The 13,930-nt window shown below is 66.9% G+C and carries 13 protein-coding genes; 8 read left to right on the top strand and 5 right to left on the bottom strand.

Annotation, left to right across the window (positions count from 1 at the left end; genetic code table 11):
* The first annotated feature begins 11 nt into the window (after positions 1–11).
* Entirely contained in the window at positions 12–1,310 is a 1,299-nt protein-coding gene (locus N7422_RS09265; protein WP_279806276.1) for an FAD-binding oxidoreductase, read from the top strand.
* 30 nt (positions 1,311–1,340) lie between these two features.
* Positions 1,341–1,706 (top strand): cupin domain-containing protein, encoded by a 366-nt coding sequence (locus tag N7422_RS09260; protein WP_279806275.1) that lies wholly within the window; start codon positions 1,341–1,343, stop codon positions 1,704–1,706.
* Positions 1,707–1,899: 193 nt separating this feature from the next.
* Here the strand turns inward: N7422_RS09260 and feaR are convergent, their stop codons facing one another.
* The 5 genes from feaR to N7422_RS09235 all read right to left on the bottom strand — a co-directional run bounded on the left by feaR (position 1,900) and on the right by N7422_RS09235 (position 7,565).
* A complete protein-coding gene (gene feaR, locus N7422_RS09255; RefSeq protein ID WP_279806274.1) occupies positions 1,900–2,871 on the bottom strand; it encodes a transcriptional regulator FeaR in 972 nt (323 codons plus the stop codon).
* Positions 2,872–3,031: 160 nt separating this feature from the next.
* Positions 3,032–3,595 (bottom strand): DUF3156 family protein, encoded by a 564-nt coding sequence (locus N7422_RS09250; RefSeq protein WP_279806273.1) that lies wholly within the window; start codon positions 3,593–3,595, stop codon positions 3,032–3,034.
* Positions 3,576–5,075, bottom strand: a complete 1,500-nt coding sequence (locus tag N7422_RS09245; RefSeq protein WP_279806272.1) for an APC family permease — start codon at positions 5,073–5,075, stop codon at positions 3,576–3,578. Before N7422_RS09245 ends, N7422_RS09250 begins: the two co-directional genes overlap by 20 nt.
* A 291-nt stretch (positions 5,076–5,366) precedes the next feature.
* Positions 5,367–6,293, bottom strand: a complete 927-nt coding sequence (locus N7422_RS09240; RefSeq protein ID WP_279806271.1) for a p-hydroxyphenylacetate 3-hydroxylase reductase component — start codon at positions 6,291–6,293, stop codon at positions 5,367–5,369.
* A gap of 102 nt (positions 6,294–6,395) precedes the next feature.
* Positions 6,396–7,565 (bottom strand): p-hydroxyphenylacetate 3-hydroxylase oxygenase component, encoded by a 1,170-nt coding sequence (locus N7422_RS09235; protein WP_279806270.1) that lies wholly within the window; start codon positions 7,563–7,565, stop codon positions 6,396–6,398.
* 244 nt (positions 7,566–7,809) lie between these two features.
* On the opposite strand from N7422_RS09235, the gene N7422_RS09230 reads away from it, so the two are divergent.
* The 6 genes from N7422_RS09230 to N7422_RS09205 all read left to right on the top strand — a co-directional run bounded on the left by N7422_RS09230 (position 7,810) and on the right by N7422_RS09205 (position 13,897).
* Positions 7,810–9,297 (top strand): aldehyde dehydrogenase family protein, encoded by a 1,488-nt coding sequence (locus N7422_RS09230; protein ID WP_279806269.1) that lies wholly within the window; start codon positions 7,810–7,812, stop codon positions 9,295–9,297.
* A gap of 2 nt (positions 9,298–9,299) precedes the next feature.
* A complete protein-coding gene (locus N7422_RS09225) occupies positions 9,300–9,959 on the top strand; it encodes a helix-turn-helix transcriptional regulator (RefSeq protein WP_279806268.1) in 660 nt (219 codons plus the stop codon).
* A 76-nt stretch (positions 9,960–10,035) separates the two neighbouring features.
* The gene (locus tag N7422_RS09220; RefSeq protein WP_279806267.1) at positions 10,036–10,854 is read left to right on the top strand and encodes a molybdenum cofactor biosynthesis F family protein; all 819 of its coding nucleotides are present in this window, start codon (positions 10,036–10,038) and stop codon (positions 10,852–10,854) included.
* Entirely contained in the window at positions 10,851–11,642 is a 792-nt protein-coding gene (locus tag N7422_RS09215) for an SDR family NAD(P)-dependent oxidoreductase (protein WP_279806266.1), read from the top strand. Before N7422_RS09220 ends, N7422_RS09215 begins: the two co-directional genes overlap by 4 nt.
* Positions 11,639–12,406: an SDR family oxidoreductase gene (locus N7422_RS09210; protein ID WP_279806265.1), complete on the top strand. Its 768-nt coding sequence runs from the start codon at positions 11,639–11,641 to the stop codon at positions 12,404–12,406. Before N7422_RS09215 ends, N7422_RS09210 begins: the two co-directional genes overlap by 4 nt.
* 177 nt (positions 12,407–12,583) lie before the next feature.
* Positions 12,584–13,897, top strand: coding sequence for a hypothetical protein (locus N7422_RS09205; protein ID WP_279806264.1), 1,314 nt, complete (start codon positions 12,584–12,586; stop codon positions 13,895–13,897).
* Positions 13,898–13,930: the final 33 nt, after the last annotated feature.

Below are 13,930 nucleotides of genomic sequence, written 5' to 3'. Positions count from 1 at the left end.
CAGGCCGCGCCATGATCAACATCGAAACGCCCACGTACTACACCGCCACCAAGAAGTACAACCTCAGCTTCCCCACCCTGGAAAGCGACATCGAAGCCGATGTCGTGGTGATCGGCGGCGGCTTCTCGGGCATCAACACCGCCCTGGAACTCGCCGAGAAAGGCATCACCAACGTCGTCGTCCTCGAAGCCCGCTACCTGGGCTTCGGCGGTACCGGCCGCAACGGCGGGCAGATCATGGCCGGCATCGGCCACGACCTGGAAAAGATCAAGGGCAGCGTCGGCGAAAAGGGCCTGCGCGAGATCTTCGAGATCAGCGAACTGGGTGCCGGCATCATCAAGGAGCGCATCGCTCGCTACGCCATCGATGCCGATTTTTGCCACGGCTATGGCTACATGGGCTTCAACGCCCGTCAGGAAAAGACCCTGCGCGCCTGGGAGAAGGAATTCAAGGCGATCAACGGCAAGGACGAGATCCGCTTCCTCGGCGGTGCGCAAGTCAGGCAGATCATCGGCTCCGACGCCTACAGCAGCGCCTTGCTGCACATGGGCGGTGGCCATGTGCACTCGCTGAACCTGCTGCTCGGCGAGGCCCAGGCGCTGGTCAGCCACGGGGCGCGGATCTTCGAGCACAGCCCGGCGCTGGAGGTGCGCTACGGCGAACGCATCACCGTGCGCACCGGGCGCGGCTCGGTCAAGGCCGGCAAGCTGCTGTGGGCCTGCGACAGTTTCCTCAACAAGCTCGAGCCCGAGCTGCACGCCCGCACCGTCAACACCTATGCCTTCCAGTTGATGACCGAGCCGCTGACGGACGAGATGATCCAGCGCATCAGCCCGATCCGCGGCGCCTACAGCGATATCCGCCCGGTGATCGACTACTACCGCGTCACCCGCGAGAACCGCCTGCTGTTCGGTGCCGCCACACCGTTCGTGGAGCACATTCCGAAGGACCTGAAGGCCTGGAACCGCAACCTGATGCTGAAGATCTTCCCGTACCTCAAGGACGTGCGCATCGACTTGGCCTGGGGCGGCCCGATGGCCACCAGCGCCAACCTGTTCCCGCAGATCGGCACCCTGAGCAACCGCCCCAACGCCTTCTACGTGCAAGGCTACTCGGGCTTCGGCGTCACCCCCAGCCACATCATCTGCAAGATCCTCGCCGAGGGCATGAGCGAAGGCTCCAGCCGCTACGACCTGATCAGCTCGGTCAAGCACGCGCGCATCCTCGGCAAGGACCATATCCGCCCGCTGCTGCTGACCGCCGGCAAGACCGTGCATCAGCTGTCGGGCTTCTTCAACGGCCGCCGTTGATTTTTCATCCCACCAGACTGGAGAACCACCATGACCCTCACCGCCGTCCGCCAGGGTGTGCAACTGTCCGAACTCGACGCCTGGGGCACCGTTGCCGACCTGGGCTCGACCATCCTCGAAGGCGAGGTCAAGTGCTACGGCAAGATGACCCACGGCGCCCCGACTGACCTGATCAGCAGCGCCTATTTCGGCACCACCCAGGGCAAGTTCCGCATGGTCTACCCGTTCAGCGAGCAGGCGGTGATCGTCACCGGCGAGATCCAGCTGACCGATGAATCCACAGGCCAGGTGACCCGCTACAAGGCAGGCGATGCCTGGTTCGTGAGCAAGGGTACGCCGGTGCTTTGGGAGGTGCTGAGCGAGACCTTCGTCAAGCACTACCTGGCGATTGCCTGACGAAACGCCCCGCGATAGCGAGCGCCGGCACACCCTCGCCAGGCAAACGGACGCTATCGCGGGGCAAGCCCGCTCCCACGCCCATGTGCTATTTCCTCGCATCCCACGGCTTCACGCTGATCAACGCCCTGATCCCGGCGCGGCAACGCCTGGCCCAGGAACAGCGGCGGCAAGCGTGCCAAGTCTGAATGCATCATCGCCCGGCCATCAACGCCATCGCCCGGAAATCCTTCGGCGACTGCTCGAAATGCTTCTTGAACGCCCTGCTGAAATGCGCCGAGTCGGTAAACCCCCACTTGTAGGCGATCGAGGTGATCGACTCGCGCTGGAGGAACGGATTGGACAGGTCATCCGCGCTGCGCTTGAGCCGTGAGCGCTGGATGTAGCGACAGACGCTGTCGCCCTCTTCTTCGAACAAGCGGTACAGGTGCCGTACCGAAATGCTCAGGCGCTCGGCCAGGCTGGCCGGTGTCAGGCCCGGCTGGCCCAGCGACTCGTCGATCACCTTCTGCACATGCCCTCGCAGGCTGGCGCCGCCGAGCCCGGCCAGCAGTCCCGGATTGTCGTCGCCCTGCTCGAAGCCTGGCTCCAGCAGGGCGATGAACGCCGCCTGCAGCGCTTCGCCCTGGGTTTGACCGGCCTCGTCGCCCTCGCGGCACAGCTGGTCCATCAGCAGGTGCAGCATGCGTCCGCAGGCGTTGGTCGAAGAGATCTTGCCGAAGGTCGCGCCCTGGCTTGTCACATGCTTGCGCACCTGCTCGCGCGACAACGACAGCGAGACATGCTCGATCAGGCCGAACGGGGTGATTTCGCACGGCCCCACCGAGTCCATCAACAGCAGCTCTCCCGGCGACAACTGGACGCTCACCCCATCCTGGGTGATCTGCGAATACCCCATGCGCTGGCTGACCAGAAAACAGTGCTGGTCGTCATCGCAGTCGGGGTTGTCGCCCAGGCGCCGGATGTTGCCGGCGTTGGTGCGCAGGTTGGCCAGGGCGAGCCCTGCGCGGTTGAAGGTGGCGATCTCGCCGATGAACAGCGAACGGTTGAAGGCAAGCTCGGTCTGGAACCGACCGCAGACCTTCTGCATGGCCGTGGTCCAGCGTTCCAGGCCGTCGTGGGCCGGGCTTGCGCGGTGCGATGAAGCGGGCTGGGGCATGGGCATGGCGACCTCCACACGCGGGCATTGTTGTTATGCGCCAATTGTTAACATGTTATCAATGAGTGCACAACCATCATTGTTCGCGGATACCGGCAGCAGGTTCCATGCCAGAGGACTTCTTCGAGTCACCCGTTGGTATCGGGGCTGCCGTGCAGCCCCGGATTCAGAGTTCGCGCAGGGTGCGCGCCAGCGCGTCGAAGGCCAGCCAGAGGTGGCAGCGTTGCTCGGCGGCGAGGGGGATGTAGCGACGCCAAGCGGGCATGCGGTTGACCACCTCGCTGGCGCCCATGTGCTCCAGGGTTACCTGCCACTGGCCGTCGCGGCATTCGATGCTCAGGCGCTTGAAGTCCAGAGGCATGAGGATGGCGTGAACCGCTGCCAGGCGTGCCTGCAGCGTCTCGAACAGGGCCTGGTCGCCACCGCGCAGTCGGCAGGCAACGCCGGTACGACGCAGCGCCCCGGTATGGTGCACTTCGGCACGCAACGCGCCCTGGCCGCAAGCAGGCACGCGCAGGATGAACTCGCACATCACCAGGTGCATCAGCAAATGGCTTTCGGTCCGCTCACGCACCTCGATACACGGGCCATCCTCACGGTAGGTAAAGGCTGCCGCGGCTTGCAAATCCGACAACCCGAGATTGCGCCGCAGCCGCGCCAGGGTCGCTCCCGGCCGGTATCCGGCCGGGGCACGCGGGCCGGTCAGGCGCTCAAGCCAGCTTGCCGACATGCTGCACCTGCTCGTTGTGGGGCTGGCCAGGTTCGGCGGCGAATTCCTGTTCCAGCACGTCCTCGACCCGCGCTGGCCTGAACGGATTGACCTTCTGCACGCAGAGGGTCCAGAACAGCGCGTAGGCGGCGGTGGCGCCGAGCATCACGGCGAACGGCACATAGACATCGGCCGGGTTCATGCCCGGCGGGGTGATGAACCACATGCCCAGCAGGATGCCGATGCTGGAGACGATCTGCGGCAGCGGGAACAACGGCGAGCGGTAGGCGCGTGGCAGGTCCGGTCGACGAATGCGCAGGAGCACCACCGACAGGGTCACCAGCAGGTATGCCGTGCTCCAGGCGCACACCGCCGCCAGCACCAGGTGCAGGATGTTGTCGGTGTTGCCGCCCAGGTACCAGGCATGCAGGCACGGAATCAGCGCCACCACTAGGATGCACAGCAACGGCGTCTTGAAGCGGGGATGCAGGTAGGTGAACACCTTGGGCAAGGTCCCGTCCACCGCCATGCCGTAGAGGATCCGCGGCACCCCGGCCATCAGCGTGTTGATGGTCGCGGCACCGGCGAACAGCAAGCCGATGCCCAGCCACACCGGGCCGACCTCGCCCATCACCTGCTCGGCGAAGCGCGGAATGGCCATGGGCGTGTCCAGCAGGTGCACGCCGCTGGCGGCGTCGAGCACGACGTTCTCCACCTGGCGCTTCATCGCCGCGCCGTAGATGAACATGCAGCTGGCCACGCCGAACAGGCCCAGGGCCATGGCCTTGGGCATCACCCAGGCCGAGCGGCGCAGCTCCGGCGCCAAGGGGGTGACGAACTCGCAGCCGACGAACATGAACATGGCCATGCCCACCAGCGACAGGATGGTCATCAGGTCGGTGCCGACTAGCGACACACCGAACGGCCCTTCCAGCTCCACCGCCGGCGCGGCGATCAGGCCGAGCACGCCGAACACCATCAGCGTGCTCCACATGCCGAAGGTAAGCACCACTTCGGCGCGACCAAAGGCGCTCACGCCAAAGGCGTTGAGCACGCCGAACACCAGTACGAAGCCCACTCCCAGCAGCCAGGAACCGCCGGCCGACTCGGCCAGGGTGTTGAGATGCTCGAAGTTCACCAGGGCCATGACACCGGAGAGGATGGTCTCGGCGGTGCCGGCGAACACATGCACGATCAGGTACGCCGACAGGGTGCCGGTGATGGCGAAGAAGCGGCCCAGGCCGCAGTTGATGTAGTCGTACACGGAGCCGGTGGTCGGCAGGATCGCCGCCGCTTCGGCGAAGGTGGTCGACTGCGCCAGCATCATCACCGCGGCGATCACCATGGCCACGGCGAAGGCGCTACCGCCAATGCCGAAGCCCATGGTCGCGGTGAGGATCACGGGACTGGCCATGATCAGGCCGACGGTGCTGGCCAGCGCGGTGGGGAAGCCGACGCTGCCGCGGTTGAGGTGCTCGGTGAGCTTATTGTTGATTGTCATGGGCGGGCCCTGGCTGAACGAGGGAAAAGATGACGGCTCGCCGGGGACCCCGCAAGTGCTGGCGATCGCCCGGCCTGCCGAAGGGGTGTTCGCCATCAGCGCGAGAAAGCCCGCTCCAGCAGCCTGTTCATGGCCATTGGAACGGGCTTGCCCGGTGATCGGCTCACCCCGTTTGTGCTACTACCCCCTCACTGTGATGCTTGCTCCCAGGGCAGTCTTGCCACTGCCTGCCGTCCGCCTTGCTGCTGCGTGCCAGCAGCCTTGGGTGGGTAGCGGCGGCTGGCACGGCGTTCAGCTGGCAATCACGGCCTTGAGCACGGTCCTGAACGTCTCCAGCTGCGCCTCGCTGAACTGGCCGAAAACCTGCTCCTGCTGCACCTGGGCGATCTGCCAGAGGCCTTCGGTCTGCTCGCGTCCGGCCTCGGTCAGGCACACCCGGCCATTGTCGTCGGTCACCAGCCCTTTGCGGGTGAGGTTGACAATGGCTTCACTGACTTCGCGCTCCGGCATCGCCACTTCGCGCAGCAGGTCCGCCGGGGCAAGGCCAGCGTCATGCTCGAGCACCATCAGCATGCGGGCCTCGCTGGTGCGCAGCCCCGTGGCCAGCTGGCGTGGCTGATAACTGCACTGGTAGCTGCGCAGCGCCTGGGTCATCAGGTAGTACAGGTTGTGCCGCAGGCGCCCCTGGAAGTGGCTGATGGGCGGCGCGCCCTCCGTGCGGCGGGTCATGCGCGTGTGGGGCAGGACCATGGAGTAGGCCCCCTGGTGATAGAGCAGCGGCGAACGCCCCAGGTCGTCGAAGGCCAGCACCCGGCCGATCAGGATCCAGTGGTCGCCGCCATCGAGCTGCTGGAACTTCTCGCAGCGAAAGCGCGCCGCGCACCCCAGCAGCAACGGCGCACCGCCTTCGCCGGTTTCGCATGCGATGCCGGCGAAACGGTCATCGCTGGGGCGGGCGAAGGTGTTGGACAGGTCGATCTGGTCGGCGGCCAGCACGTTCACGGCGAAGTGCCCGGCCGCCTCGAAGACCGCATGGCTGCTGGAGCGTTTGTCGATGCTCCAGAGGACCAGCGGCGGATCGAGGGACACCGAGTTGAAGCTGTTGGCGGTGACGCCGACCTTGCGCCCGGAGGCGTCGGCGGCGGTGATCACGGTGACGCCGGTGGCGAAGTTGCCGAGGGCGCGGCGAAAGGCGCGGGAATCGAAGGTAGTGGACATGCAAGGCTCCGTCATTGTTGTGGTCTGGGCCGGGGCGGTGCGTGGGAGCAGGCTTGCCTGGTCGAGTGCTATCGCGAGGCAAGCCCGCTCCCACGGATGTTCTCAGGTCATTGCCGGATCCGGCTCCAGCCCCATCAGCTCGCGTCCCAGAATTTGCGCGCAGACGTCATAGTCGGTGTAGGCATGCGCCCCGGTCATGTGCGCGTCGCGGAACAGCCGCTGCATCTCGTTGCTGTCGAACCACGCACCACCGCCAGCGGCTTCCATCAGCCGGTCCACGGCCTGGATGCACAGCTTCACCGCATACCCCTGGTTGGTACGCCAGTAGGTCAGCTCGGTGCGGGTCGGGTATTGGTGGCGAGCGCTGTACTCGGCGATCTGCTCCCAGCTCTTTTCCAATAGCGCTCGCGCCGCGGCGACCTGATGGGTGGACTCGGCCAGGCGCATCAGTGCAGGGGTGGCCGCACCCACGGCCGCACCGGTGTAGGCGCGCACGCGGTTGCGGGTTTTCTCCTTGAACGCCTCGAGCATGCGCTCGGCGATGCCCAGGCTGACCGTGGAGAACCCGCTGGCGAAATACGGTCGGTACGGGTTGAAGTAGATGGCGCTGTCCGGGTACAGCCCGAAGCCCGCCGACGTGCCTTGCATCATGTCCCTGGCCTTCTGGATGCGATGCTCGGGTACGAAGGCACGCTCGACGACCAGCGTACGGCTGCCGCTGGCGCGCATGCCGGCGGCGAACCAGTCGTCGCGGATCTGGTAGTCGCTACGTGGGAGCACGGCGAAGCAGTAGTCCTGGCCCCCCTCTAAAGTGGCCCTGCGAAAGCCCATGATCGCCCATTCGGCATGGTCGCAACCGCTGCTCCAGCCCATTTCGCCACTGAACAGCACGCCGCCCTCGACCTCTTCGGTCCGACCGAAAGGCGCGATGCTGCTGCTGGCGGTGGCGTCCGGATCGCGGCCCCAGATCTCGTCCTGCAATTGTGCGGGGAACATTGCCAGCTGGTGGCTGTGGGTGCACAGCAGGCTCATGGCCCAGGCAGTGCTGGCGCAGGCGCCGGCCAGTGTGGCGATGCATTCGGCGTACTGCGGCAGGCTGATTTCCAGGCCGCCGTAATGCCTGGGCAGGAACGCCCTGTGCAGGCCGATGGCCTTGAGCGCGGCGATGTTCTCGGCGGGCACGGTACGCTCGCGCTCGGCCTGTTCGGCGCGGGCAGCGATGGCCGGCAGCAGGGGCTTGAGGTCTTCGAGCAGGGAATTTGGCTTTTTCATGGTCTGGCTCATTGTTATTGGACCCTGGCGAGCTGTGCCTGAAATGGGCGGCTCTCTGATGAATGCCGGGTCAGTATGGGAGCCGTGAGCGAGGTGGAAAATGCAACTTCCGCACCTCGGATTGCACTTTTCATGGAGCTGGCAGGCTGGGTCATGGAGGGTGGCATGGGCAGACAAGAAGCAACGCCCTTGGCGTCGTAACCTGGAGGTAACAATGAATTTCGCCATTACCCGGAGCCCCGCCATGAGCGACATCCCCCTCCTCCCCAGCGTCAGCGCCTTCCTGGCTCGCGACCACGGCCTCTACCTCCACGGCGAGTCGGTCGCCAGCCATGGCACCACGCGCATCACCGTGTACAACCCGGCCAACGGCGAGGCCATCGCCCAGGTTGCCGAGGCCAGCCAGGCCGATGTCGACCGCGCCGTCGAATCGTCGCGCCAGGGGTTCATCCGCTGGTCGCGCACCAGCCCCGCCGCCCGCGCCGCGGTACTGCTGCGCCTGGCCGACCTGCTGGAGGCCAACCGCGAGGAGCTGGCCCAGCTGGAAACCCTGCAGTCGGGCAAGCTGATCGGCATCGCCCGCGCCTTCGAGGTGGAACAGGCCGCGCACTTCCTGCGCTACTACGCCGGCTGGGCCACCAAGATCACCGGCCAGACCATCACCCCTTCGCTGCCCTCCTTCGCCGGCGAACGCTACAGCGCCTTCACCCTGCGCGAGCCGGTGGGCGTGGTGGCGGGCATCGTGCCATGGAACTTCGCCACCATGATCGCCTTGTGGAAGCTGGCCTCGGCCCTGACCACCGGTTGCAGCATCGTGCTCAAACCCAGCGAGTTCACCCCGCTGACCCTGCTGCGCATCGCCGAGCTGGCCAGCGAGGCCGGTCTGCCGCCCGGCGCGCTCAACGTGCTGACCGGCGGTGGCCAGGTGGGCAAGGCGCTGGTCGAGCACCCGGGCACCGACAAGGTATCGTTCACCGGCTCCGTGCCCACCGGCATCGCTGTCGGCCAGGCGGCCATGGGCGCCAGACTGACCCGGGCGACCCTGGAACTGGGCGGCAAGAACGCCGTGGCCTTCCTGCCCGATGTCGCCGTCGACAAGGCGGTGGACGGCATCATCGAGGCCGGTTTCCTGCATTGCGGGCAGATCTGCGCCGCCGGGGAGCGCTTCTACGTCCACCGCTCACGCCTCGAGCCCCTGCTCGAAGCCTTGTCCCGGCGCCTGGGCCAGCTGAAGATCGGCTCGCCCCTGGACGAAACCACCCAGTTCGGCCCTGTGGCCAACAAGCCGCATCAACAGAAACTCGGCGAGCTGTTCGCCACCGCGCGCGCCGAGGGCAACCGCATCGTCCATGGCGGACGCCTCGGCGATGGCCCGGGCTGTTTCGTCGAGCCCACCGTGATCCTCGCCAACACTGCCGGCGATACCCTGCTCAACCAGGAAACCTTCGGCCCGGTGGCAACGTTCCTGCCCTACGACCACGAGGACGAACTGTTGCAGTTGATGAACGCTTCCCCCTATGGCCTGAGCGCCAGCCTGTGGACCAACGACCTGGCCAAGGCCATGCGCCTGATCCCGGAAATCCAGGCGGGCACGCTGTGGGTCAACATGCACACCCTGCTCGATCCGGCGGTGCCGTTCGGCGGCATCAAGGCTTCCGGTATGGGCCGCGAGTTCGGCTCGGCCTTCATCGACGACTTCACCGAGCTGAAGTCGGTGATGATCCGCTACTGAGCATGGGCGGCGCCTCGCACGATCTGGGCCGCTTCTGCCTGCAGGCCTTCAGCCAGCAGGTGCCGGCTTCGTTGGCGGCCTTCTACCGCGTCGATGCCGGGCAGCAGGCCTGCGATTTCCTGCTGCAGGACCTGCAGGCACCGATGCATGCCCGCTATCTGTCGCACTACCGGGCCTTCGACCCGCTGCAGCCCGGGCGCTGTCTAGCCATCGGTCGACCGGTGGTGTCGCTGCGCCAGGGGCTGGCCCGCCTGCCCGAGGCACAGGGCCACGCTTATCGCCGCTTTCTGGCGCAGCACCAGGTGGTGGACGTGGTGGAAATCATCGCCCAAGCCGATGGCCGTCCGCTGGCCGGTGTCTCGCTGCTGCGCTGCGCCAACCTGGGTGAGTTCCGCAGCGACGAGCTCGAGCGCCTGCTGCCTCTGCACGGGCTGATGCAGTTGGCGGTGGCCCGCCAGCCGGCGATGGGCAAACCCACCTCGGTCGCACTGACCCCACGCGAACGGCAGATTACCGAATTGCTGCGCCAGGGCAGCAGCAACAAGCTGATCGCCCGTGCTCTGGGCGTCGGCCTGCCGACGGTGAAGACCCACCTGATCAATCTGTTCCGCAAGGTCGGGGTGAGCAATCGCACCGAACTGGTGGCCAGCCTCTACCTGTGACTCAACCTTCCGGTTGATACCGCCGCCCTGCGCGCGCTTGCACCCTGTGGGCATCCCAACCACAGGAGTCACCGCCATGCCGAACCACGCCGATTGGATCACCGTGGGCGCCCTCGCCGAAGGCTTTGCCCCGGACGCGTTCATCCTGCCGCAACTGGCCGACCTGTCCGGACGCACGCTCACCCTGCACTTCGCCAATGGCTGGGTCATCGACCACCGTTTCGACGGCGAGCGCCTGCACTGGCAGGCGGCCGACGACCACAGCAGGGGCAGCGCCGACTACCGGGCGACGTCCGTGCGTCCGGGCATCTACCTGGTCGATTTCATCAAGCACGAGGCCGGCCAGGCCTGGTCGGTGTCGCTGGTGCTCGACACCCTGAGCCAGGCCTTCACCGCCGTGCTCGGCCACCTGCCCGACCAGGCCCGCACCCAACGTGGCCTGTACCCGCTGGCCCTGGCCGGCGAGGCGCTGACCGGCGTCGAGGCCAGATTCCTGCACGGCAGCCTCGACCGCCCCTGGCAGGCCGGCGCCTGTGCGCACACGCCGACCACCGAGCTGGTCGGCCTGCGCAACCACTATCGCTACAGCCCCACCGAGGAATACGAGCACATCTACCTCAACGCCAATCACTACAGCTGGCAGTGCCTCAAGGGTGTCGAGCAAGGCCTGTGCGATACCGACCGGGCGTACTACTACAAGATCGCCGAGCGGCTGTACCTGTTCGTCTGGTGCGAAAAGATCGTCCCGACCCTGGGCCTGGTGATGATCGACCTGGCGCAGCATCGCAGCGACGGCAAGATCTTCGGCTACCAGGGCGGCGGCTTCGACGCGGTGGCCAACTTCCCGGTGTCCTCGCACTGCCGGGTGCTCAATCGCACGGAGCACGGGCTGTGACACGCTGCGTGCTGGTCACCGGAGCGGGCAGCGGCATCGGCGAAGCCTGCGCCCTGCGCCTGGCCAGCCAGGGTTGGCAGGTGGCGCTGGTCGGTCGCCGCGCCGAGGCGCTTGAGCGGGTCGCCCAGATCTGCGGTGGCCTGGTGCTGGCCGGAGATGCCGCGCACAGCAGCACCTGGGACAGTTTCATCGCACGGTTGCGCGAGCGCTTTGGTGGTCTCGACGCAGTGATTGCCTGCGCTGGCGGTCATGGCCTCGGGCGCGCCGATCAGACCAGCGACGACGCCTGGCGCGAGGCCCTGCGCGTCAACCTCGACAGCGCCTTCCACACAGCGCGGGCCTGCCTGCCGCTGCTGCGCGAACGGCGCGGCAGCCTGGTGCTGCTCGGCTCCATCGCCTCCCTGGCCGCCGGTCCCGAGGTGTGTGGCTACACCACCGCCAAGCACGCTCTGGTTGGCCTGACCCGCTCGCTGGCCCGCGACTATGGGCCATTCGGGGTACGGGTCAACTGTGTCTGTCCGGGCTGGGTGCGCACGCCCATGGCGGATCAGGAAATGCAGCCGTTGATGGACCATTTCCAGGAGGACCTCGACGCCGCCTATCGCCGGGTCACCGCCGACGTGCCCTTGCGGCGCCCGGCCAGCAGCGTCGAGATCGCCGCCGTGTGCCAGTTCCTCGTCAGCGCCGAAGCCAGCATCGTCACCGGCGCGGTGATCACCGCCGACGGCGGCTCGACCGTGGTCGACGTGCCGACCCTGGCGTACGCCCGCCTGGAGCAGCCCGCATGAGCGCGCGCTACGACTTCACAGGCAGCACGGTGCTGGTCACCGGCGCGGCGGGCGGGATCGGCCGGTCCATCGTCGAGGGCTTTGCCCGTGGCGGGGCTCGCGTACTGGCGCTGGACCTCGACCCGCAGGCACTGCAAAGCCTGGTCGAGACACAGGCCGACCGGGGACACCCGGTTCACGCCCATGCCCTGGACCTGGCCGACCACGCTTCGATCGCCCTGCTGCTGGCCGGGCTCGAGCGCCTGGACGTGCTGGTGCACAACGCCGCGTATTTCCCGCTCACGGCGTTCGCCGAGATAACCCCGGCACTGCTGCGGCGCACCCTGGCCGTGAACCTGGAAGCGCTGTTCTGGCTGACCCAGGGCGCCCTGGCGCTGTTCCGCCGCCAGGGCGGCGGTTGCGTGCTGGCCACCTCGTCGGTGACCGGCCCGCGGGTGGCCTATCCGGGCCTGAGCCATTACGCCGCGTCCAAGGCCGGGGTCAACGGTTTCATTCGCAATGCCGCGCTGGAACTGGCGCCGCTGAACGTGCGGGTCAACGCCGTGGAGCCTGGGATGGTGCGCACACCGGCCATGGGCAACCTCGGCGATGTGGCCTTGAACGCGCGTATCGCCGCCGGCGTACCTCTGGGGCGCTTGGGAGAGCCCGCCGATATCGCCGCAGCGATGCTGTTCCTGGCGTCCGACGCCGCCCGCTACATCACTGGCCAAACCCTGGTGGTGGACGGAGGCGCCACGTTGCCTGAGACCACTGTCAGGCGGTGAGCCCACGAAGTCCGCAGCAGGCCTGCAAATCGCGTTGGCGCCGACGTGCAAGCCCGCTGGCAGCCACGGGCAAGACCGTACTTACCGTTCCACGCGCTAATGGCGCGTCGCCTTTCGACACCTGCCTCCACAACAACGCGGCACGCAAGACCGCACACAACAAACGAGGATCGATCCATGCGTCTGACCCCACGTCGCACCGCCCTGGCCACGGCCCTGACCTTGCTGGTTCACGGCCAGGCCAGCCCGGCTCACGAGCTGTACGCCGATGACGACAGCCACCTGAACGCCGACCTGCTCGCGGTCTGGGGCATGTTCAACAGCCGCCACAATTACGACGGCACCCAGGGCGGCTCGACCTGGCGCGAGGCCTTCATCAAGTACGGCCTCAGCGGCGATCAGGGCCTGGCCGGCAACGGCACCTTGTACGGTGCCTTGAACTGGGTCAGCTCCGGTGCCTGGGGCGACGGCGACGCGGGGGGCAACCAGGACGGCTCCGAGCGGACCACCAAGATCGAGGACGCCTACCTGGGCTGGCGCTCGGGCGATCTGTTGCCGCTGCTGGGCAAGGATGGCGTGGACATCTCCGCTGGCCGCCAAGTCATCCAGCTGGGCACCGGTTTCCTGATCAACGACGACGGCCCCAACCTCGGCAAGGGCCCGGCCGACGGCCACCTCAACCGTGGCGGCGGCTTCTACCTGGGCGCGCGCCATGCCTTCGACCGCACGGCGGTGCTGCGCCTGGGCGGCAAGGAAGGGCTGCACGGCAGCGTGCTGTGGCTCAAGTCCGACAACCGTGCCCAGGCCGAGACCGAACTCGCGGCCGGCACCCTGGAGTACACCCATGCACTGGGCACCCTGGGCCTGACCTACCTCCATGGCATCGACGTGGCCGACCAGTGGGCCAGCGAGTTCCAGAAGGCCCGCGAAGGCATGGACGTCTACAGCCTGCGCGGCGAAGGCAACGCAGGCCTGGAAAACACCCGGCTGGCCTTCGAGTACGCCTGGCAGGACAGGCGTGGCGGCAACGAGACCGCCTGGTACGCCGAGGCCGGCTACACCTTCGCCGATGCGCCCTGGGCGCCAAGCCTGACCTATCGCTACACCCGCTACTCGGCGGGCTGGGACCTGCTGTTCACCGGTCTGTCCAGCGGTTACGGCACCTGGATCCAGGGTGAGGTGGCCGGCAACTATGCCGGGCCGTTCAACACCAACAGCGGGATTCATCATGTCGGCCTGAAGGCCACGCCGTTGGACAACGTCACCGTCGGCGCGCTGTTCTTCGACTTCGATACCGTGCGCAGCCGCGACACCTTGAACCTGGATGCGCAGGAGCTGGACCTGTATGTGGAATGGGCGATCAGCGAGCACCTGATCGTCACCCCGCTGCTGGGGCTGTTCAAGCCGCGCAAGGATCAAAGCAATGGCGGGAATCAGGTGGGCAGTGGGACCAACGTGTACAGCCAGCTGACGGTGGCGGTGCCGTTCTGAACCAGCGCGGGGCAAGCCCGCTCCCACGGGCTC

It is taken from the genome of Pseudomonas sp. GD04091 (genome assembly GCF_029836165.1).
Lineage (GTDB): Bacteria > Pseudomonadota > Gammaproteobacteria > Pseudomonadales > Pseudomonadaceae > Aquipseudomonas.
Note: the sequence above shows the minus strand (reverse complement) of the source record. Positions and strands in the feature narration are given on the sequence as shown.

What these genes read in the sequence shown, in the direction of transcription:
- feaR (WP_279806274.1), bottom strand. Translation starts at nt 2,871, where the DNA reads ATGCCCATGCCCCAGCCCGCTTCATCGCACCGCGCAAGCCCGGCCCAC.
- N7422_RS09265 (WP_279806276.1), top strand. Translation starts at nt 12, where the DNA reads ATGATCAACATCGAAACGCCCACGTACTACACCGCCACCAAGAAGTAC.
- N7422_RS09260 (WP_279806275.1), top strand. Translation starts at nt 1,341, where the DNA reads ATGACCCTCACCGCCGTCCGCCAGGGTGTGCAACTGTCCGAACTCGAC.
- N7422_RS09230 (WP_279806269.1), top strand. Translation starts at nt 7,810, where the DNA reads ATGAGCGACATCCCCCTCCTCCCCAGCGTCAGCGCCTTCCTGGCTCGC.
- N7422_RS09225 (WP_279806268.1), top strand. Translation starts at nt 9,300, where the DNA reads ATGGGCGGCGCCTCGCACGATCTGGGCCGCTTCTGCCTGCAGGCCTTC.
- N7422_RS09235 (WP_279806270.1), bottom strand. Translation starts at nt 7,565, where the DNA reads ATGAAAAAGCCAAATTCCCTGCTCGAAGACCTCAAGCCCCTGCTGCCG.
- N7422_RS09250 (WP_279806273.1), bottom strand. Translation starts at nt 3,595, where the DNA reads ATGTCGGCAAGCTGGCTTGAGCGCCTGACCGGCCCGCGTGCCCCGGCC.
- N7422_RS09245 (WP_279806272.1), bottom strand. Translation starts at nt 5,075, where the DNA reads ATGACAATCAACAATAAGCTCACCGAGCACCTCAACCGCGGCAGCGTC.
- N7422_RS09210 (WP_279806265.1), top strand. Translation starts at nt 11,639, where the DNA reads ATGAGCGCGCGCTACGACTTCACAGGCAGCACGGTGCTGGTCACCGGC.
- N7422_RS09240 (WP_279806271.1), bottom strand. Translation starts at nt 6,293, where the DNA reads ATGTCCACTACCTTCGATTCCCGCGCCTTTCGCCGCGCCCTCGGCAAC.
- N7422_RS09220 (WP_279806267.1), top strand. Translation starts at nt 10,036, where the DNA reads ATGCCGAACCACGCCGATTGGATCACCGTGGGCGCCCTCGCCGAAGGC.
- N7422_RS09205 (WP_279806264.1), top strand. Translation starts at nt 12,584, where the DNA reads ATGCGTCTGACCCCACGTCGCACCGCCCTGGCCACGGCCCTGACCTTG.